General features: G+C 49.5%; 19 protein-coding genes, 1 CRISPR repeat array and 1 riboswitch. Of the genes, 6 read left to right on the top strand and 13 right to left on the bottom strand.

The annotated features are described in order from the left end of the window. Positions 1-30 precede the first annotated feature (30 nt). The 3 genes from purE to PN498_RS15125 all read left to right on the top strand — a co-directional run bounded on the left by purE (position 31) and on the right by PN498_RS15125 (position 5022). Positions 31-561, top strand: a complete 531-nt coding sequence (gene purE, locus PN498_RS15135; protein WP_272063661.1) for a 5-(carboxyamino)imidazole ribonucleotide mutase — start codon at positions 31-33, stop codon at positions 559-561. Positions 562-1152: 591 nt separating this feature from the next. Further along, positions 1153-2613: an ammonium transporter gene (locus PN498_RS15130; protein ID WP_272063657.1), complete on the top strand. Its 1461-nt coding sequence runs from the start codon at positions 1153-1155 to the stop codon at positions 2611-2613. Positions 2614-2964: 351 nt separating this feature from the next. Then, positions 2965-5022 carry a DICT sensory domain-containing protein gene (locus PN498_RS15125; protein WP_272063656.1) on the top strand — a complete coding sequence of 686 codons (2058 nt, stop codon included), beginning with the start codon at positions 2965-2967 and terminating at the stop codon, positions 5020-5022. Between the two features lie 65 nt (positions 5023-5087). Here the strand turns inward: PN498_RS15125 and cobW are convergent, their stop codons facing one another. The 8 genes from cobW to PN498_RS15085 form a co-directional block, all read right to left on the bottom strand. After that, positions 5088-6125 (bottom strand): cobalamin biosynthesis protein CobW, encoded by a 1038-nt coding sequence (gene cobW / locus PN498_RS15120; protein ID WP_272063654.1) that lies wholly within the window; start codon positions 6123-6125, stop codon positions 5088-5090. A 168-nt stretch (positions 6126-6293) separates the two neighbouring features. After that, positions 6294-6587 (bottom strand): hypothetical protein, encoded by a 294-nt coding sequence (locus PN498_RS15115; RefSeq protein WP_272063652.1) that lies wholly within the window; start codon positions 6585-6587, stop codon positions 6294-6296. A 109-nt stretch (positions 6588-6696) separates the two neighbouring features. Next, positions 6697-7083 (bottom strand): DUF1636 domain-containing protein, encoded by a 387-nt coding sequence (locus tag PN498_RS15110; protein WP_272063650.1) that lies wholly within the window; start codon positions 7081-7083, stop codon positions 6697-6699. A 6-nt stretch (positions 7084-7089) separates the two neighbouring features. After that, a complete protein-coding gene (locus PN498_RS15105) occupies positions 7090-7758 on the bottom strand; it encodes a HupE/UreJ family protein (protein ID WP_272063648.1) in 669 nt (222 codons plus the stop codon). Positions 7759-7778: 20 nt separating this feature from the next. Further along, a riboswitch (cobalamin riboswitch) is annotated at positions 7779-7985 on the bottom strand. Between the two features lie 202 nt (positions 7986-8187). Further along, complete coding sequence (locus PN498_RS15100; protein ID WP_272063646.1) at positions 8188-8796, bottom strand: hypothetical protein; 609 nt, start codon at positions 8794-8796, stop codon at positions 8188-8190. Positions 8797-8850: 54 nt separating this feature from the next. Beyond that, complete coding sequence (locus tag PN498_RS15095) at positions 8851-9147, bottom strand: YkvA family protein (protein ID WP_272063645.1); 297 nt, start codon at positions 9145-9147, stop codon at positions 8851-8853. A gap of 255 nt (positions 9148-9402) precedes the next feature. Further along, positions 9403-10407 carry a glycosyltransferase gene (locus tag PN498_RS15090; RefSeq protein ID WP_272063643.1) on the bottom strand — a complete coding sequence of 335 codons (1005 nt, stop codon included), beginning with the start codon at positions 10405-10407 and terminating at the stop codon, positions 9403-9405. 60 nt (positions 10408-10467) lie between these two features. Continuing rightward, on the bottom strand, positions 10468-11373 hold the full coding sequence (locus tag PN498_RS15085) for a LysR family transcriptional regulator (protein ID WP_272063642.1): 906 nt from the start codon (positions 11371-11373) through the stop codon (positions 10468-10470). Between the two features lie 189 nt (positions 11374-11562). On the opposite strand from PN498_RS15085, the gene PN498_RS15080 reads away from it, so the two are divergent. Then, positions 11563-11862, top strand: coding sequence for a hypothetical protein (locus PN498_RS15080; RefSeq protein WP_272063641.1), 300 nt, complete (start codon positions 11563-11565; stop codon positions 11860-11862). Positions 11863-12176: 314 nt separating this feature from the next. On the opposite strand, the gene PN498_RS15075 is transcribed toward PN498_RS15080, so the two are convergent. Then, positions 12177-12530 (bottom strand): MGMT family protein, encoded by a 354-nt coding sequence (locus tag PN498_RS15075; RefSeq protein WP_272063640.1) that lies wholly within the window; start codon positions 12528-12530, stop codon positions 12177-12179. 563 nt (positions 12531-13093) lie between these two features. On the opposite strand from PN498_RS15075, the gene cimA reads away from it, so the two are divergent. Beyond that, positions 13094-14770, top strand: a complete 1677-nt coding sequence (gene cimA / locus PN498_RS15070; RefSeq protein WP_272063639.1) for a citramalate synthase — start codon at positions 13094-13096, stop codon at positions 14768-14770. Positions 14771-15081: 311 nt separating this feature from the next. Then, a CRISPR array of direct repeats spans positions 15082-15795; the repeat unit is 36 nt; unit sequence GTTCCAACCCTCATTTCCCCGCAAGGGGACGGAAAC. A gap of 169 nt (positions 15796-15964) precedes the next feature. Here cimA and PN498_RS15065 read toward each other — a convergent pair. Both PN498_RS15065 and PN498_RS15060 read right to left on the bottom strand, forming a co-directional pair. Continuing rightward, the gene (locus PN498_RS15065; protein WP_272063638.1) at positions 15965-16552 is read right to left on the bottom strand and encodes a GTP-binding protein; all 588 of its coding nucleotides are present in this window, start codon (positions 16550-16552) and stop codon (positions 15965-15967) included. 782 nt (positions 16553-17334) lie between these two features. Further along, positions 17335-17826, bottom strand: coding sequence for a hypothetical protein (locus PN498_RS15060; RefSeq protein ID WP_272063637.1), 492 nt, complete (start codon positions 17824-17826; stop codon positions 17335-17337). Between the two features lie 772 nt (positions 17827-18598). Between PN498_RS15060 and PN498_RS15055 the strand changes: the two genes are divergently transcribed. After that, positions 18599-18979 carry a hypothetical protein gene (locus tag PN498_RS15055; protein ID WP_272063636.1) on the top strand — a complete coding sequence of 127 codons (381 nt, stop codon included), beginning with the start codon at positions 18599-18601 and terminating at the stop codon, positions 18977-18979. Positions 18980-19255: 276 nt separating this feature from the next. On the opposite strand, the gene PN498_RS15050 is transcribed toward PN498_RS15055, so the two are convergent. Beyond that, the gene (locus tag PN498_RS15050) at positions 19256-19453 is read right to left on the bottom strand and encodes a hypothetical protein (RefSeq protein ID WP_272063635.1); all 198 of its coding nucleotides are present in this window, start codon (positions 19451-19453) and stop codon (positions 19256-19258) included. Positions 19454-19686: 233 nt separating this feature from the next. After that, complete coding sequence (locus PN498_RS15045) at positions 19687-20430, bottom strand: hypothetical protein (protein ID WP_272063634.1); 744 nt, start codon at positions 20428-20430, stop codon at positions 19687-19689. Between the last annotated feature and the right edge of the window lie 75 nt (positions 20431-20505).

The following is a 20505-nucleotide window of genomic DNA, read 5'->3' as shown; positions in this document are numbered from 1 at the left end:
CTACTTAACCGTTCTCCCTCATCCAAAACCATGAACACTCCTTTCATTGGCATCATCATGGGTAGCGACTCAGACCTGCCGACGATGCAAGCGGCGATCGCGGTCTGCGAGGAGTTTCATGTTCCCCATGAAGTTGCCATCGTTTCTGCCCATCGCACCCCTGACCGCATGACGGAGTATGCCAAAAGTGCCCACGAACGCGGGCTGCGCGTCATCATTGCGGGCGCAGGAGGCGCCGCCCATCTACCGGGGATGGTCGCGGCATTGACGCCATTGCCGGTCATTGGTGTCCCGGTGAAGAGCAGTACCCTCAACGGACTCGATTCTCTCTACTCTATTGTACAAATGCCGGGAGGTATTCCCGTGGCGACCGTGGCAATTGGGAATGCCAAAAACGCAGGGCTGTTGGCCGTGCAAATTTTGGCAACGAGTCAGCCTGAGCTGATGGCTAAGGTTGAGGACTATCGCCTGGATTTACAAAACCAGGTTTTAGCCAAACAAAACCATCTGGAAGATATTGGCTATCGTCAATATCTTGCTGAACGCAACACGATTCGATAGGCAGAACAGCCCAGGCCATAACAACCCGTCACCCCTCTGGCTCGCTAGCTCTCTTACATCCTGGAAACCTCGTCTCTATTCCCTAACTGCTTCTCGTGGATTCAACAATCTGGGAGATGTAACACTTTTTTACAAAAAAGACTCGCTAGATGGGGCCATCAATTTAACCATGGAGGGCTTGATAGGTGGGGCGATCGCCTTGCCCTATCCCATCAATTCATTGAAAGGTAAGGATTTCCTGACACGAGGTGAACGTCGTGGAGCGATATCAGGTTATGGCGAGAACAACCTCTATCAAAAGAATGTAGTTACGGATACAACTAAATACTCATATACTTGGTGGAATCTTCTTACTCGAAGAGTTTGAACTTTATGAACACGTGGGCGATTGTCTACAGGGTTAAGTTCCCTTGTCGGTGCTCTTGGCTAGATGGTCATCCGTGGGTATGTCAGGTTCGACACTCAGAGAATCGTTGAAGAAGATCCTCGAAGGAAGGTCTGCGCGCTTATCTAGGAGTTCGTAGATTGACAAGTTGATATTCTTTGAGGGTTATTTGCTGTCTGATTTGTGTTGAAGGGACGTTTGTCGAAATGTCTAGATTAGTTCTTCGTAAAAGTACTCGTTCCCGAAAGCGGCGATCGTCGTCTTTCTGGGACTCAAATGTGCCTCCGATTTCTGAGGCCGTGCAGGCTTATTTTGGTAAGCGTAATGGTTGGAAATGGGTCGCTTGTGTTCCACTAGCGTTGACGATCCTAGCGGTATGGGGCGTATCTGCTCATGCTCAGGATGAGATTGCTGCTGGTGATGTACAGGCCGTCCTCGACAACATTTTCATTTTCCTGGCCGCAGTCCTGGTCATTTTCATGAATGCTGGCTTCGGCATGCTTGAGACGGGTTTCTGTCGTCAGAAAAATGCGGTCAACATTCTGTCTAAGAACCTGATTGTCTTCGGGTTGGCTGTTTTGGCCTTCTGGGCGATCGGGTTCTCTCTGATGTTCGGTATCGGCAACGGTTTCATCGGTGGCGGTGGCTGGTTCCTGACGGGTGGTCCTGAAGTCTATGGTTTGGACGGTGGCACCCTGACGACTGATACGTTCTTCTTGTTCCAAGCTGCGTTTGCAGCAACGGCGGCAACTATCGTCTCTGGTGCAGTTGCGGAGCGGATCAAGTTCACAGACTTCCTGATTTTTAGCCTACTGTTGACGGGTGTCTCTTATCCTATCACCGGACACTGGGTTTGGAGTGGTAGCGGTTGGCTCGGAGCGGCTGGCTTCTCTGACTTTGCCGGTTCTACGGTTGTTCACTCAGTCGGTGGCTGGGCTGCGCTCATGGGTGCAGCTTTCTTGGGACCCCGGATTGGTAAATATCAAGACGGTCGTGTGAATGCGATTCCAGGCCACAACATGAGTATTGCCATGTTGGGCTGTTTGATTCTGTGGATTGGCTGGTACGGATTTAACCCAGGTTCGCAGCTCGCAGCTGACACCATGGTTCCCTTTATCGCATTGACGACTACGCTAGCAGCAGCAGCGGGTGGTGTGTCGGCGACATTTACAGCCTGGGCTTTGAATGGTAAGCCTGATTTGTCGATGATCATCAACGGCATTTTGGCTGGTCTAGTGGGCATCACAGCAGGTTGTGCTTCTGTTAACTACATTGGTGCTGTCATCATTGGTTTGATTGCCGGCGTCATTGTTGTTTTCTCTGTCGGCTTTTTCGACAGCATCAAGATCGACGACCCTGTTGGCGCCATTTCTGTCCACCTCGTTTGTGGTATCTGGGGTACTCTCGCTGTAGGGCTATTTGCTGTTGAGGGTGGATTGTTCTTCGGCGGCGGTTTTGCTCAGCTGGGTTCTCAAATCCTAGGTATATTGAGTATTGGTCTCTTCACCGTTGTTCTAACCAGTATCTTCTGGCTAGTTCTGAAGTCTACGCTAGGTATCCGAGTTTCTCCCGAAGAGGAGATGAAGGGCTTGGATATCGGTGAGCACGGTATGGAAGCTTACAGCGGTTTTCTGAAGGACACCAGCGATATGGGTGGTGTTTCCTAGGTGCTGCTCTGATCAGTTTTTGAATGACCTATGCAGTCTTCAAAGATTGATTGGATCTTTGTAACTGACTTGAACAGCGTTGGAGGTTGCTACCTCTGACGCTGTTTTTGCGCTTACTTTCTTCTCCTACCATTGAATTCTCTCTTCTCCCTTTCTTTACTCCGCTCAGTGTTAGTAACGAATCCTTAATCCTTGAGGTTTCTACCGGCTAGGGTGATTTAGAGGGTCGTATGATTGGCCTAACGGGTGACCTACGAAAAATGACTATTCTGAATAACCTTCGCCAGTCCGAAGATATTTTTAAGAGTTTGTCAATTCGCTTCAGGTCATTCAAACTAGCTCACTGCATCCATGGGTAATTCGGATTCTGTTGTCGAGGCTTTGCTTGGTGCAATTCCTCAATTACGATCGCAACTCTTCTTTAAAACATCCCTCACCGCCCTGTCTCACGCGATGGAAGATCAGGTTTTGGCCGGGATGGAAGCGCCTCTTGTAATTGCGAATTTTCAGCAAGAGCGATTCTATCGGCAGGAAGCGAGTCGCTATCAGCGGATTGCAGATCTCAGCGATCAGGTCTATGTGCTATCAGCCGCAGGCACCAGTTTTGAAGACGGCTCAAATGGGTATGAAACAATCGCCTTCACGGAGGACGACACGCTGACGCAAGAATGGCACCTAGTTGTGATTGGAGCACAATACACGGCCTGCTTAATTTGTCGTGAGCGTGATCCCGCAACAGCGGATTCTCGTGCGCCTGCTGTTCCTGGTGCACCTGCACTGGACCAGACTCGTCGCTTTGAAGGGGTATGGACTCAGGACAGTATCGTTTGTCATCAGGCTGCTAATTTACTGCTGGATCGCATTGCAGGGTATCGTCCTGCTCTGACAGACAAAATCAGCGTGGCCAAAAAGCGATACATGTTGCTCTCGGCTGTGCCAAGTGATATTCAAATTGGCACCGGGGCTGATCCTTTTACACAGCGGTTGGTAACCTACTTACAAGCTGGACAATACAAGCTTCTGAAAGCTTACAAAGCTATCTCTATCAAAGAGCAGCGGGAACGCCTGGTAAACTCCATCACGTCGGCAATCAGACGCTCCTTAAACCCAGAAGAACTGTTTCAGATCACCGTGGATGAACTCGGTCAGGCACTATCGGTTTGTCGCTGCATTATCTATCGATGTCCTCCTCAACAGGCTGAGATAACGATTCGTCATGAGCATCGTCAACCCAACGTGGAGTCACTGATCAATGCTCATTGGCCCATTGAAGATAATCCGCTACTCGAACGGGTTCAGCAGGGGCATGAGACGATCGTCATTCCTGATACTCACAATCCGCCACCTGCCTTGCAGACAACTTTGGATGCTTTGAACTATTTGATTGAAGAATGGCAGATTCGTTCGTGGGCTTTGGTGCCCCTGGTTTATCAGCAGCGACTCCTTGGCATGATTGAGCTACACCAATGTCAGGACAGTGCCTATAACTGGAGCGAAAATGACCTGGCACTGCTAGAAGCTGTTGCCGCTCAGCTTAGCGTTGCCATCATTCAGGCTGACGCCTATGCTCATTTGCAAGACCTGAATCAACAACTTGAAGCTCTAGAACGAACCCGAAGCAACTTGATCGCGATTACGGGGCATGAACTCAGAACGCCGCTGTCTACCATTCAAGTGTGCTTGGAAAGCTTGGCTACAGAACCTGACATGCCAGAACAGTTACGCAATACGATGCTGACCTCAGCACTGGATGATGCTGAGCGGATGCGCAAACTTGTGCAGGACTTCCTGACTTTGTCTCGGTTGGAGAGCGGACGCATTGAATGGAATTTCGAAGCGCTCACCATTTCTGAATGTCTAGATCTAGCGCTGAGTAGTGTTCAGGCTCGGCAGGAAAGCAACAATCCCTGTGCGGCGATTGACGTGCAGCTACCGCCTAAACTACCTATGATTAGGGCTGACGGCGAATGGGTCGTCGAAGTCATTGTCAAGCTCCTAGACAATGCTTGCAAGTTTACTGAACTGGATGATCAGATTGCGATCGCGGCTCGTCCAGTGGATGAAAACATGATTCAGGTAACGATCGCGGACACTGGACGGGGCATTGAACCCTATCGTCTAGAAGCCGTCTTTGATCGCTTCTATCAGGAAGAAGGTGCCCTGCGACGAACCACCGGAGGAACTGGACTAGGGCTAGCCATGTGTCGTCAAATCATTGAAGGATTAGGGGGACGAATCTGGGCGACCTCTGCGGGTAAAGATCAGGGCAGCCAGTTCCATTTCACGTTGCCCATTGCTGAAGGCCGAGCCGCTATTCATCTACAGCACAGCGCTGAGGAAACCCTATCAGACATGGACGACGTTTCCCTCAGCGAACTGGAGCGCCGTAACCCCTACATCTTGGAATAACCCTGGGAAAGCCATATATCGTGTCCCGACACCCATCGCGTCACAACAGGAGGGCTTTCACTTTTTTACTGTAGTGCCTGCCGGATAGTTTGCTCGTTTAAATCCTGACCGATGAAGACTAGACGAGTCTTGCGATCGTCAGAAGGTTGCCAAGGGCGATCGTAAAACTTATCGAACCGCTGTCCTACTCCTTGCAACACCAGTCGCATGGCCTTATTGGGCACAGTAACAAACCCCTTGATGCGATAAATTTCCTGCTGTTGAACCAAAGCTTGGAGACGCTGAATCAGAATATTGGGATCAAACATTTGTGCTAGCTCAACGCAGATAGAGTTGATATGGTCATCGTGTTCATGCTCTTCCTCATAGTCATGATGGCTGGGACGAGCATCGAGGTTATCTTCTACTGCTGCATTGAAGCCTAACAACACTTTGGGATTGATTTGGCCTTGGTGACAGGGAACAACCTTAACGCCGTTGGGAGCTTGTTGTTCTAACCAGTGCTGAGCGCGATCGCGACTCTCCGTAGTCATCACATCCGTTTTGCTCAGCAGCACCATGTCGGCACAAGCGAGCTGGTCTTCGAACAGTTCCTCAATTGGGGTTTCGTGTTCTAGGCTGTCATCTGCCTGCCGTTGGGACTCCAGTGCTTCTAGGTCGCCAACGATTTGGCCCTTTGCCAGCGCGTCACCATCCACTACAGTCACAACGCCGTCTACGGTTGCTCCAGTGCGAATTTCCGGCCAGCGGAATGCATGCACCAAAGGCTTGGGCAACGCCAACCCCGATGTTTCAATCACAATGCAGTCAATGTCATTTCGCCGCTTGAGTAATGTTTGCATGGTCGGCAAAAATTCTTCCTGCACTGTGCAGCAAAGACAACCATTCGCCAATTCCAAAATGCTGACGTCCGAGTTGGATTCATTCTCTTCATCACAAACCTGGCAGGATCTGAGAATTTCACCATCGATGCCAACTTCGCCAAATTCGTTGACTAAAACGGCAATTCGTCGTCCCTGATTGTTTTGCAGCAGATGCCTAACTAGGGTGGTTTTACCAGACCCTAAAAAACCAGTAACTACGGTGACGGGTATTTTATGCATCAGTGTGCTCCTAAAAGTTGAGTATTAATGGGACTTCCGCAGAATTTTCACAGGTTGGGTGAGCATTGCCCACCCGACGCTAGCCATAAGCGGAAAGTCTCAGCCTCAGGAGGACAATCCAGACACCTTCTGACTTCTGGTTACTAGTTCCTGAGGCTGGAAGTCTTTTCACGACCTCCGTCTTGCGTGAGGCAGCGTGAATAGACCATGCAGACCGATCGCGACCATCACGGCACAGAGCAACACCCAAACCCCCTCGGCGAAGACGTTAATCCGATGATTATTTTGCTGAGTGGCGAGTATGAATAGGGTATTGAGGTCAGCTGACTGTTGTGCACTCGCCGCAAACTGCTGATAGGCTTCGTCCAACTTTGCCATGTCGATCAGTGCATAGAAACCAAAAACCACGATTCCAGCAATGCCTGGGAGAATCACCAGAAAAGTCAACGTAAGTCTTGCCATCTCACCGTTCCGATAACAACTCCGTTCAGACTAAACTGTGGGGTACATCCCAGTTTTGCAATCTTGCTCTCATTTTGTCTTTGGCTATGAATGACCCTTTGGCACCTTTTCAGCGATCGCTAGTTGGCAGGGGTGGCAACACGAAGGCGGTTGCAGCTCGAATGGCTGGCGATCGTTCTCGATAGGGAACTCGGCCATCGGAGCTATGAACATGCTGTTGACAGAACTCGGCTACGATCGCGGCTGATTCAGTGGGCGAAACGTTACTGAAGATGTACGTCAGCTTATTTGGGGCTGCCACCGAAACATTGCACGGCTGGCTACAACTTGCCATACAGCGCAGGGGTTTTAGCTCAACGGTCTGATCAAGTTGCCGCTCTTTCAGTTCTTGCTGAAGTTTATCAATCAGGTATTCTCCACCGGAGCTGCCGTCTCGATTTCTTTCCCCCGAGGAAAAGCCACACAGGGAACAAACAAATAAGGTTGTTGGAGTCATGAATTGTTAGCCCAGTAGAACGCCTGATAGAAAAGCACTCCCAATGCCCACTAGGGTGAAACCCGCGAATCGGAGGTGTAGCCCCTGATGGTGGTCCCGTTTGCCAATCTGCTTCGTTATCCCATAAGCGGCGAAGGCGATCGCCATCTGGATCAGGGCAAATCCCAACAGGTAAGAGAACAAGGGTCCCATCTCTGCCCCAATGATCGCCTCGCCATAGGCATACCCGTGGAACAGACCTGCGATCGCGGCTAGTCCCAGCACGATGAGACCGTTGGGGCGATTACTCATGGCTAAGAGAATGCCAAAGACTAGTACTGATGCAGAAATGATGAGTTCCGGCGCGGGTAAACCTAATGCCATCCAATGGAGTCCCGTGCCGGCCAAAGACGCCCCAACAAAGGCTAGCGGAATCTGCAATCCTTGCCTTATGGCAGCAGCTAATAGTCCTGCGGCAATGACAAATGCAAGATGCTCCAGCCCGATGACAGGATGTCCCAACCCCGATAAAAAGCCTTCGATTACATTAGCTGGCGTATCGCCACCCAAAGGATGGTGAGCTAGCGCTGACGGACTGAGACAAAAACTTGAGATGATCGCGGTAGCGGCGATCGCCAATCGAAAACGTAAAAATTTGACCTTGGTCAACTCCAAGGTCGCTGCCTGTAAATTCATCCGTACCTCGCAGACGAATAAAGAACATTGCTTTATTGGCGGGCATTCTGACTGAGGTTAATCTTGAATTCTAAGGGTTTGAATGGTCTGTTTCTGACTGTTTTCAACTCAAAACTTAGGACTCAAAATACCCATTACAGCTGCGGGACAGCGGCAGATTTGCACTGCTCTTTCCCCGTTTCCTCTGGTGGCTGATCCCCACCAGAACCAATGACGCTTTGCAAAAATAGCACACAGCATCCCCCCTCAACACACTCCGTTTACTCAACGCAAAGGGGAGACATGGCGTTAGCATGTCTCCCCCTCTGGAGTGTTATGAAGCTTGTCTAGTAGCTCTTGAGTCTCTGACTAATCGACCCGGTCCAACATTGAATGCAGTAGAGAAGAGGTTATAGGTCTGCACTCAACATTGCAGCGTTTGGCAGCCCATTAATCAACCTGTTCAGAACCGCGTAAGTCTTGACCTGAGCTGACGCTCACCTCAACGATGTCGCCATCGGCAATCTCAACGTTGACCGGCTGGGCTGTTTGACTGCTGACATCGTGATCGCGATTAGCTTTTAGCTCTTCAAATCGAGCAATAACTCGCTTGAGGATGGACTTGACTTTGAGATAGCGATCGCCATGCTCGCCAGTCATGTCGTTGTCGAACTTGACGGCATCTTTGCGAAGTTGCTCTCTGAACTGCTGTAGCCAATCACCTTTGCGATCGCGCACGACTGCTAAGGCACGACCAAACAGCTCTCGCCAAGTTGGAGCCGGCTCTGAGTCAACGGTTGGTTCCTCGGATTCAGCATCAGCGAGGATTTCAGAAATTTGAGCATCTTCGGTGTCAGAGGCTTCTTGAAGATCCTCTAGCAGTTCAGACAAGGAGCGACGAGCAGAGACTTGCAGCTCAGCTGATCCGCCTTTGAGTTCCTCAAAAGTTAAGGAAGCCGCTGCTTTCAAAATATCGCTGATGCGTTCTGCACGCTGCTTACCGCTATCCTGAGCTTGGTCCATTTCTGTTTGAATGCGTTCTTTCACTGTTGTTGTCATGGTAGTTTCCTCGAATGTTATGGCGTGAAGTGATAAGTTTGGATTGATTAACGATTAGCCAACGGCTACCGATTCGACGTCAATAACGTCAGTAGGCTGCTCGACATTTTGAGCAGATTGGCTATTGGATTTACGACGCTTTTCAGTCGCAATTTGCGCTAGCTCGGTTACTACAATAGTCGCTAGTAGGCCATCATCAATCCAACCAATAATTGGAATAGCATCTGGGGAAATATCTAAGGGGCTAATCAAATAGAGTAGCGACCCAAAAATGACAAACCAGCGATATCGGGGGTTGCGAATTAGGTTGGTCAACCACTTAGTCAGAGAGCCGTGGAACAGACGCTTCATTCATTTCTCCTCTCAAGTTCATTTACATTGTGTCGAACCAGAGAGACTTTTACAGGTGTTGGTTTCCCAAATTAAACGCTGGTTTTCACGCCGAACTAACCGTACCGTAATTACCGTAGCGAGAAGATAAAAGATAGAGCCATTTATGGGTTTGTCGTTTGGCTTTTAGAACCCGATCAAGTAAGTTACTTTAATCTATCTTTTAATGCTTGACTTTCTTCTTGCAACAGGAACGTTCTGTTCCTAGCAAAGATTCTATGAGCGATCGCGACTCATTTTCGTCATTACTTTTTTCCACAGCTTTTGCAGTCGCAACTGATTGATTCGCTTTGATGAAAGTGGCAGAATATCGGATTTGTACTGTTCTGTATGGTCAAAAAAGGCGTTGATTTCGGTCAGAATATGTCGCAGCCTTGGAACAATTTTGACTTCTTGATACGGTTCCAAGAAATCAGAAGATAATGATGGCGGTGTTTGAGTTTGCAGTGCTGCCAAAATTCGCTGTGTGTCGTAGGCGGTTGAATATACGCCGATCGCCTGACAGTTGAAACCCGGATCAAGATAGTCGGCAAGCGCACCGTTAACGCTGGAAAAAACCTGGCAGCCACAGGCCATGGCTTCCATAGGCGGCAGACCAAAGCCTTCAGTGACGCTGTATTGCGCCCAATATTCTGCTGTGTCGTAGAGGTAAACTTTGCTGCGATTAAACAGTCCCGCCAAATCGTCTACAAAGCGGTCAATGAGCACCACGTTGCAGTGCTGCTGTAGTGCGGGGACGAGCTGCGTTAAGAGGTACTGAGAAGACTTGCGGACTTGCACCAACACATCGATATCTCTGGGAAGACCGCGATCGCTAAACTCAGGAGAAATCTGATTGGGCACAAGGAAAATCGGCGCACTGGGACACCACTGTCCCCAATAGCCCATCGTGTTGCGACTGACGGCCAAGATAGGGACGCTGCTAGGCAAACGAAACCCGTATCCAGCACTATGGGCGTGATAGACCACGGCCTGTTGTCGCAGGCGTTTCACCAGCTTAGGAACGTGAAATCCCCAGCTCACGACAAAAATACCCTGCTGCGCGGCTTCAGTCTGCAATAGATCATCAAGAAAAAGTGTATTTGCTTCACGCTGCTGATAGGTGACGACGGCTGCCTCACAGATTTGCTGGGCCAGCGCTAGTGTCTTCAACTCGGCAAAGAGACCACCACAGGTAAATTGGCTGCTCGTCCCCGGCAGTAGAAAATAAAGCGTGCGCATGAAAACCACTAATCAGACCGTAGTCTCTATATTCTCTAATTCCGAGTCCATAATCCCAAATCAAATGGCCTGAGCTGCTGAGAATTCTCCCATTTCTCGCAGGGCATCCAAAAAGGCGTAGATGGCTGGACTGTGCAGCGCGTCTTTGAGCAGCGTTGCACCGATGGGACGAGAGGCGGGAAAGGGTAGGCGGCAGACTCGAACACCCTCTGGTACGGGTTTGGCAGACAGTTCGGTCATTAAGGCAATCCCCAGTCCCTGCTGCACCATACTGGCCATAGAAGAGTCGTGCCGAATCCGGTAAGTCACCTCTAGGGGCTTGTCCAACTCCTTCAGGCAATCGCGCATTCGGCCTGAGCAGCTATCATGGCTCGACGTAATCAGCGGGTATTTATAGAGGTCTTCTTTTGTCAGCTGGGCATCCCGAAGCCCATACTGAGGCGGGAGTAATGCAATGTAGTCGTCATCCAAAATGTGAATCGCTTCAAACTCATCGCCGTTCAGCATTTCTGCAACGCAAATATCAACCTGACCTTGATTGAGAGCCTGTCTCAGCTGATAAAGTTCGTCTAGCTCGATGAGTGAAATTTGGATGGTTGGATAGAGCTGGTGCAGTCGCGCGATCGCTTCGGGCAGCACGTGGGTTGCAATACTTCGGAAGGTGGCAATCCTAACGGTTCCACCTTTCAGACCTCGTTCGTCATCCGCTGCCAGCATCATGCTCTCAAGCAGCCCTTTAATTTGCTGAGCATGGTTGAGAATCCGCTCTCCTACAGGAGTTAGCTGGGCACCATGACGCCCTCGAAGAAATAGCACCACCCCAAGTTCATCTTCTAGCGTTGCGATCGCGTGACTAATAGTGGATTGCGTCACGTCTAGCTGCAGAGCCGCTTCGCTGAAGTTGCCATATTTAGCAACGGCTAATAAGGCTCTCAGCTGAGATAGCTTGAGTTTCCATATATTCATGGTGTTCACAAGGGGAAGGCTTGTAGCCAATAGGCTATCGCATTCATCAATGGAACATATATCGATTTCTTGCATAGATGATATTCATGCCATGCGTGGGTCTTTTGAAATTTCATCGTTAGATTGGGTGCAAAGGTGAATGAGTCACGTGCACCTCTCGCCACAGTAATTGAATCAACAGGGGGGGTTATGAACAGCTACACACAACGTTCAACCGCACTAGAGCACAATCGCAATCGTTTAGAAGCACTGATTGCCCAATCCGATTACACGACGGTTTATCATCCTGTCCACTTGGGTAAGTTCCTGAGTCGTATGGGTCGAGGATTAGTCCATTGGCTAACAGCTGGATCGGAACCACGGGTTTCTCACGAAGTTGGAAGAAACGCAGACAGCTGGAAAGTGTTTGATCCGGCTTCGAAGCGAACGCTCCGCTTTGACCATGAAGAGTCAGTGCGGATCTGGTTGGAGTCACGCTACTACCGGTAACGAATCTTGCTGAAGTGTTTGATCGTGGTGATGTCAGAGACTTCAGCAAAGCCTACAGTCCAATATCGTCACCAATCACAGAACTCAGGGGAAAGCTCGATCGGCTTTCCCCTGTTTTGTCTAGCCAGTTGGCTAAAGCGATATAGCCGTGTGCCAGTGAAACCCGTCCACTCAATGCCCTGTGTCTTCTGGACTGTACTGAAGCAACAGGGGTAAAGCTATAGCGGCATGCACTTACATCAAGTACACCCCAGTTCCCTCAAGACGCTGAGATGGTCTTGACCAAGCTGCCCAGGGCTGTAAGTTGCCGAATTCTACGATTGAATCCGGGCGATCGCCGCTTCCAGCAGCTCTGAATCGGCTACCCACCGGTACTGGGCTAGGTCAATTTTGCCAGCGGTGTTGAACTCAATTCCTTCGTCTTCCAGCAGGCTTTGCTGCAAATAGTCGGTGCCGTTGCGATGGGGCGACTGAGAGACTTCCCCTTCGGCGTTGATGACGCGATGCCAGGGAATTTTCTCAGCATCAGTGACCCGATAGAGCGCATATCCAACCACTCTTGGTTTGCCTATCAAACCCGCCAGTTCAGCAATTTGCCCATAGGTGGCGACTTTGCCATAGGGGATCTGCTTAACGACGGCATAGATTAGGTCGTAAGTGTTTGCCAATGAACCTCCAGAAAATCTTATAGCCGTCGCTAGTTCTGTTAGGACAAGACGGTGAGCTAGTGGGCTATCCACTCAGCACCCGACGCTGCTAGGTGTGCCAGACTAGTGTACTGCGGCAGACATAGGCTCACCATGCAAAACACTGAGAAAGCTTATTGGCCTTAGTTTTGTAGGGCTTTGCCCTTCCCGGAAGGTATTTTGAATTCCGCGTAGCGGTACTAGACGGCTAAAGCTATATTTACCAAAAGATGAAGCATATTGAACCAGTCCCTTTCTTAGAGAATAAGATCGGGGGGTTTGTTGGTCTCCGCTACAGAATCTTGTTCTTTTACATTGGCCCTCTAGAAGTAGGGCTTATGCCCTTGATGAGACTTCATCGGTTGAATAATCTCCTTGGCTGTCGCCAGCCTTTTTAGTAAAGGGGTCATTGGGGATCTGCTGGGTTGGTAGCGTCTTAGCTTGAACAGATCACCCTTTGGCACCAGTTGCAAACGATAAAGGAACATCAACTTGGCCATGGAGACCGTCTCGTTAGAATGCTGAACTCTTGATCGCGATCGCCTATGCTCTCCTCCACTGAACTGACTGCAACGCCTGCCGTTTGGATTTACGATACTACGCTGCGCGATGGCGCTCAGCGGGAAGGTCTCTCGCTGTCCATTGAGGACAAGCTGCGAATTGCCCATAAGCTAGATGAACTGGGCGTTCCGTTTATTGAAGGGGGGTGGCCAGGAGCCAATCCCAAGGATGTGCAGTTTTTCTGGCAGCTGAAAGAAGAACCGCTGCAACAGGCCGAGATCGTGGCTTTTTGTTCTACCCGACGTCCGGGCAAGCCGGTGGAAGCGGATTCCATGCTGCAAGCCATCCTAGCGGCAGGGACGCGCTGGGTGACACTCTTTGGGAAGTCGTGGGATCTGCACGTGGTCGAGGGATTGCAGACTACGCTGGCTGAAAACTTAGCGATGATTGCTGACACCATCGTGTTTTTGCGATCGCAGGGACAACGAATTATCTATGATGCCGAGCACTGGTTTGATGGCTACAAGGCGAATCCTGACTACGCTTTGCAAACCCTAGCTAGTGCGTTGAATGCTGGGGCTGAGTGGCTGGTCCTGTGTGACACCAATGGTGGCACCCTGCCTCACGAAGTTGGACAGATTGTTCGTGAAGTGCAGACCTGGCTGGATGAGCAGGCTAAAGGCTATGTAGAGACGCTGCCCCGATTGGGCATTCACACCCACAATGACGCTGAGATGGCTGTCGCTAATGCGATCGCTGCCGTTATGGACGGTGCTGAGATGGTGCAGGGAACCATCAACGGCTATGGCGAACGCTGTGGTAACGCTAACTTGTGCTCGGTGATCCCCAATCTTCAGCTCAAGCTGAATAAGCCTTGTCTCGCACCCGAGCAGCTCAAAAACCTGACCGATACCAGTCGTTTTGTCAGCGAAATAGCCAACTTAGCCCCCGATGACCACGCACCGTTTGTAGGACTGTCGGCATTCGCCCACAAGGGCGGCATCCACGTCAGCGCGGTGGAAAAGAATCCCAGAACTTATGAGCACATGCAGCCGGATGCGATCGGCAATCACCGTCGCATTGTGGTGTCGGATCAGTCGGGACTGAGCAACATCCTGGCGAAGGCCCGCAGCTTTGGCATTAAGTTAAATAAACAGGACTCCGCCTCACGACAGTTGCTCAATCGTTTGAAGGATTTGGAACGCGAGGGCTATCAGTTTGAAGCGGCTGAGGCTAGCTTCGAGCTACTCATGCGAGACGTTTTGGGTCAGCGACCTAGCTTCTTTGAGCTGCGAGGCTTTCAAGTGCACTGCGACAACCTGCCTGCTGAGGATGACTGGCGGACGCGATCGCTCGCCACGGTCAAGCTCATGGTGGATGAGCAGGAAATTCTAGAAGCGGCGCAGGGCAATGGTCCGGTCTCAGCCCTGGACAAGGCACTGAGAAAAGCGCTAATGAACTTTTATCCGGCGATCGCTGATTTTCAGCTCAGTGATTACAAGGTTCGCATTCTGGACGGTCGCGCAGGCACAGACGCCAAAACCCGGGTTCTAATCGAATCTAGCAATGGCCAACGGCGCTGGACCACTGTCGGCGTCTCTGGCAATATCATCGAAGCCTCGTATCAAGCGGTTGTTGAGGGACTGGAGTATGGCTTGCTGCTCCAGAGCGACTCTCTCAACCCGGCCACCATTTCACCCTCAAGTCTCACCACCGATTGATCTGCTGGCTTTAACGGCGATCGTCCTTAATTAAAGTCAGCAGCAGAATATTGAGAAATGATGCGGCTGCCCTTGAAAATTTTGAGTCAGCGGCTACGCTTAGATCAAGAAACATGCACCTGCATGGATCTCCCCCGATCCTTGAAAACCCCATAACTTCGTTGACATGCTTGAATCGCTTGTCACGAAAGGCTTTGGAGCTAACAGGAGGGCCTCTTAGTGAAAGTCATTCTCAATAATTTTGCACCTCACTCGTCCCCCTTGAAAAACCGCTCCACAAGCCTCTCAGGGCAAGGATTTCAGAGGGCGCCGTTCCAACCCTCATTTCCCCGCAAGGGGACGGAAACAAATCTGCATTTGCTCCATGCAGTAAGAAACCCCTCTGGTTCCAACCCTCATTTCCCCGCAAGGGGACGGAAACAAGCTGAAATCGCTTGTTCTAAATCACTTCCAATAAAAGGTTCCAACCCTCATTTCCCCGCAAGGGGACGGAAACTATTTGAGGGGCGTTGAGGACGTTGGAACAGTAAACGTACTGTGTTCCAACCCTCATTTCCCCGCAAGGGGACGGAAACTAAGAAAGAGATTCCTCAGTCCCGGCATCTGATTCGAAGTTCCAACCCTCATTTCCCCGCAAGGGGACGGAAACATGATAAGAAACCGTTGAAGAAGCGCATTATAGGAGTTCCAACCCTCATTTCCCCGCAAGGGGACGGAAACTGTCTTGACTATAAGTGACGCGGTAGGCCACGCCTGGCGTTTGGTTCCAACCCTCATTTCCCCGCAAGGGGACGGAAACCGAAGTCGTTGGAATTCTTTAGTCGAGTGTATCTTTCATGTTCCAACCCTCATTTCCCCGCAAGGGGACGGAAACTTAACTAAAAAACCATTTCTGGATACTACTTTAGAATTGTTCCAACCCTCATTTCCCCGCAAGGGGACGGAAACAAGTGACAATTAGAATCTGCAATAAAAATTCCCCGATAATCGTTCCAACCCTCATTTCCCCGCAAGGGGACGGAAACGAATAACGAACAACAAATAGCGAATAACGAACTCATAGATTAAAAGCAACAGAGACAGTCCTGTCCCTATCCCTTCACATGGATTGAAACACCACAGCGATCGCCGCTTTCTCTAAAAACGGAAATGTATCAACTCAAATCTCTCGGTGTGTTGGTGATAGAGACGCTGCTACCGCATTCTGGATGTCATGGGTCGATAGTTTTGCCGCAGGCGCGAAGCTGGATTTCGCTGTTGGGAGAAGCGGCTGATTAGCATGATCAACGCTTTCGCTACGGACTGCCGTTCATTAGCGTTGACGATGATCATCGTTGGCAGGGGTTGAGACCTAAAGGATCCCAGGGCGATCGCGATGTTTTTTGCATTCCACGCATCTTCGCTGTCTTGGTGAGTCAGCCCGATGATGATGGGAACTTCACTGCGCTGCTGCATGTAGTTGAGGATGAGGCGCGATCGGCGAAACTCAGCAGGACGATGGGATGGGACGAGCAAAACACAGGCGTGAGCTTTGCGGATCAACATGTCTCTCATGAAGTCGAAGCGAGACTCTCCTGGCGTTCCATACATATGCAGCACCATGTTGTGACCGAACTGCAATCGTCCAAAATCCATACTGGTAGAGGCGTTACCGCGACTGTGCGCTGTTGGGCCTTGGGCTGCATGATTCTTGCCAATCACTTCGATCTCACTGATAGTGCGGATAAATGCTGACTTCCCTGATCCTTCTGCGCCAGCAATAATCAAACGCATTACTTCCATTACAGTCACCTACCGAGAAATAATTGATGAAAGAAAAACACCATGGGAAACACAAACGGTCATAACAGTTACACGTAGATGAGAGCTGAGCATTGCTTTACGGTCAGCACGAGTCATTTCCGCAGGTTAAGAACTGTAGCCCAAACAGCTAAGGCGATTAAGACGGTTGAACCCTTATCTTAGGCAGGCGATCGAATCAGTCTTCTGCGTGCCTCTGGAAAGCCGTCAGGCGTCTCCTTGAGCTATGGCTGAGGCTTAGATGTTCGGGATGGAGGCGAGGAACCCGAGGGGTAGCGATCGGAGCTTGAACCGTGCGTGCAGACTATGTACCGCTTCAGTAAAGGCAACACAAAGAGCCTGATGTTCGATGGGGTGCTGAAGAATGGCTTATAGCTTCTATGTCTTCTTGTCCTTAAACTAGCACCGGTAATAACTCAATCGACGCTGATCAAATGGGTAGACATAGAAAACTACATAGACCTATGAAGCTTCGCACATATAGCCATCCTATTTAGATTTTGAATAAGGGTTTTCCTTGGAAAAATCCTTATTCAAAAAGCCTACTCATTTCCAAAAATCATCTGGGATGGCTATATGAAATTAGCATCTGTTTACACGCTAATTTGGTGGAAGCTATTGAGCATGAATACCCTAATTCCCTCTTCCAAAATCAGAAAAGGGAATGCGTGTTTCTACTGCTTCAGTTCTGGAAAGATCAGTAGAAGGTTGAGAATTTTTGAGGACAGAAAGGTCTCTGAATTTGCCACGTCTTTTCCCGATTTTTAGGAGCCTAAAACTATAAACTCAACAACGTCTTGAGTACTTCCTCGGAGGACAGACTCCGTTTGTTTTCCTCTCAATCTCAAACCAAACATGGCCTCTAAAGCACCTTGGATGGCTCCCAGGGTGTAAGACAGTTTAGTATCTGAACCAGGTTCTTCTCCAGAAGAACAAATGGTTTCACGGCAGGCAACGCGAAAAACTTCACCCCTCTTTTCAACAGAATCGATAAGGCAAAGACGTGTACCTTTTTCACCAAGGGCTTTTTTGATGAGTTCAGCAGCTTCTTCGAGGGGATATTGGCAATTCGTTAAACCTAGCGAATCTGCGAGCTGCCTACCTCGCTGACGTCCTGCAGCGGTCAAGGCAATAAATCCAGCCTTTTCACCTAGAGCATCTTGGACTCCAACAACAAGAGCCTTGAAGCAGACTATGCTGTTGTAATCGCCTAGCTCAGGGCGAATATCATTTTCAATGGAAATAGAAAGCGTCATTGCATCTCCTTTTGTTGTCGCTCACCAAATACCACAGAAACTCAGTCTTGCTAGCCAGCATCTGCAAGATTTTTGATATAGTCAACAGAGAATTTACGAGATTTTCAAGCCTTTATAAAAATCCGGGTTTATGCTGGTCGATTAAGATCGAACTGACCTGGCATTTTTCCAAGCTAAAGATTAAAAACCTAACGATGAAATTCCTGAATAGATATCCATACTTGTGGTTTTCCCTGGTTACAAGTCAAGATGCCCATCTATAAAGACCACTAACATAAAGATGAATATTTTGTGATATTACCGATTCTGAAATAAAAATTCAAAGCTGGATAGTACCTATTGACGACATGAAATAAGGTAAAATGCCTTCATTTCTTTTGTTTTGAAACAGATTGTTGTGGATTCATAGCTAATATTACGGATCTTTGTTGTCATCAAGAAAGACACCAGTACACTGCGGCAGAAATAGGTTCACCATTCAAAACACTGAGAAAGCTTTATTTGCTTTTGACCATGCATAGGAGACCTAGATCTTGTAATTGAGCTGATGCTAACTGCTTTGGCCTCCCTAGCCTTACGTTTTTGAGGAGTTGAGGTCGAAGTCTCCCAGTTTTGAGAGGTTTAAGGGACACCTATAGCTATGGTACTGAATGCAAAATGTCAGGGAGAGATTTAGGATAAGGACTCAAACCTGACGTGCTCTCAAGTGCTACGCTCACTGTTTTTGTTAGAAATAAAGTCGTAGCTCAACGGTGGAGTGATTGGAGACATCATGTTCGGTACTTTTCAGCAGACAACTTTGCGAGTTGAGATGGATGCCTCTGCTGAGGTGATTCGTGACAGCTTGCTCCAGCCCCGTCAGTTTCAAGCGTGGTTGTGGCCGCAAACTTTCTCTAAGGGGCTACCTGATGTGTTGGAACAGGGCATAACGTTTACGAGCTATTTGGGGCCGGTGAAAGTGCAGCATCAAGTTGCCGATGTTTCTGCGTGGAGTATGCGGCTGTTGCTTTGGGAAGGCATCGATGGCTTCCATGAGTGGCATTGGGGTAATGAATGGGTTCAGTCCCGGATTGAAGGCGTTTCTCTATTGCCGATTAACTTAGGACAAAGCCTTAATCTGCTGAGGCTGCGACGTTTCCTTGAGAGTCAATAGTTTGCTAGATGTCTGACTCCGGTTTGATCAGGCACTTTGCCGAACACTGCCTACGCTACTGGTAATCCTAGTTGGGATGGCTTGTCAGGCTGAGCTTGAGGGCTATAGCCGTCGCCAGTTCCATGCGGATAAAACAGCTGTAACCTGTTTGTGTTAGTCCTGCAAAGCAGAATTAGTCTTAGGGTCTTTCCCGCTCTTTGCTGGCTCAAGTCGAAGAGCGGGAAATCGGGTTATCTGATTGTCTTACTGAAGCCCTGACGCGATCGCACCCAAAATCTAATCAACCAGATGCTCATTCAAACAGTCGATCGCGGTATCTAATCTAGCCGCAGCGGTCTCAATGTTGGGATCATTCAGTCCTTTTTCTAAGCAATTCTCCAGATAGCCCAACTCAATCACGAGACGCTTAATAACTTCACGCAGACGGCGCTGATGGAAGGCTTGGTTGTGTCCAATCGTAGTCGCAATATTCATCTGAAACTCCCTTTCTCAAAGCGTTACAGGGGTATTGAAACACACCCAAAAATGTTGCAGCAACCCTGAGATATGCAACTCAAAAGCTGTTGCGGCAGCCCTTTTTTTGCAACAGGCAGAGACTTAGAAGTTGTTCAGAAAATATAGCCTTGTGCAGTTCGGTTAAGGACATCGCAGTGTCTTAAGGGAGCAGGGAATGGGAAATAGGGAGCAGGGAATGGGGTGTGCTTGATTCAAGTGGATGCTGCTATGGTTTGTGCTTGAGCGACGGCTAGGGCAAGCCCTGCATTGGGAGACAGTCCCAAGCACGGATATCCGAGTTGATGAGCAGCGCGATCGCCATACAGGGCCGCAATTAGAGTTGGCATGTCGGTACTATCTTGGCGATCAGCCAGAACCATACGGGTATAGTCCAAATCGTCTTTATCCAATTGAGGTTGGGTAATTCTGGCTTGAGCCATCCCATGAGCTTCCTGGGCAAGAAGATCCCGTAAGGACTTGCCAGAACCGTGTTGGTGAACGTAAGCAGTTCGGAAAATAGCCATCTGCACTTCAGCACCAATGCGATCGCTTGAATACTCCTCACTCACCCATAGAATGACCGGAATCCAGCCTCTTTGATAGTAAGCCTGTTGGCGAAATCGATAGTTAAAGTCACTGGTGTAGCGGTTGGTCCAGCCTCCCTTCAGATCGTCACTGACCACAAGCGTGACCTGATAGTCTCCGATCTGGGCTAATCCCTGTACGGTAGTGGTGGCGGTGGCCGCGATCGCATCTGCATCCAGCTCTATCAATTTATCCAGGAACGCGGGTACGTGCTCCTTCGCCATCGGATTCATGGCACCTAAAGGTAGGCTAATGTCTTGGCTGTAGGTATCAATCAGCAGGCGGAGATACGCTTGAAAGCGCTCAGGGCTAGGAGGTAAACGATATAGATTGCGCTGCTGTGATAGCAAAGGAAGATAGGTCAAAGACATCTGGATCTCCGAATTTTCTGTCGTCCTGATAGTTGAACTATGGGCTAAGGGGATCTCCAGAAGAGAATTTACCGC

The sequence above is a fragment of the Oscillatoria sp. CS-180 genome, from assembly GCF_028330965.1.
Taxonomy (GTDB): domain Bacteria; phylum Cyanobacteriota; class Cyanobacteriia; order Phormidesmidales; family Phormidesmidaceae; genus Halomicronema.
The sequence above is the reverse complement of the archived record's forward strand: the minus strand, read 5'-3'. Positions and strand labels throughout refer to the sequence as shown.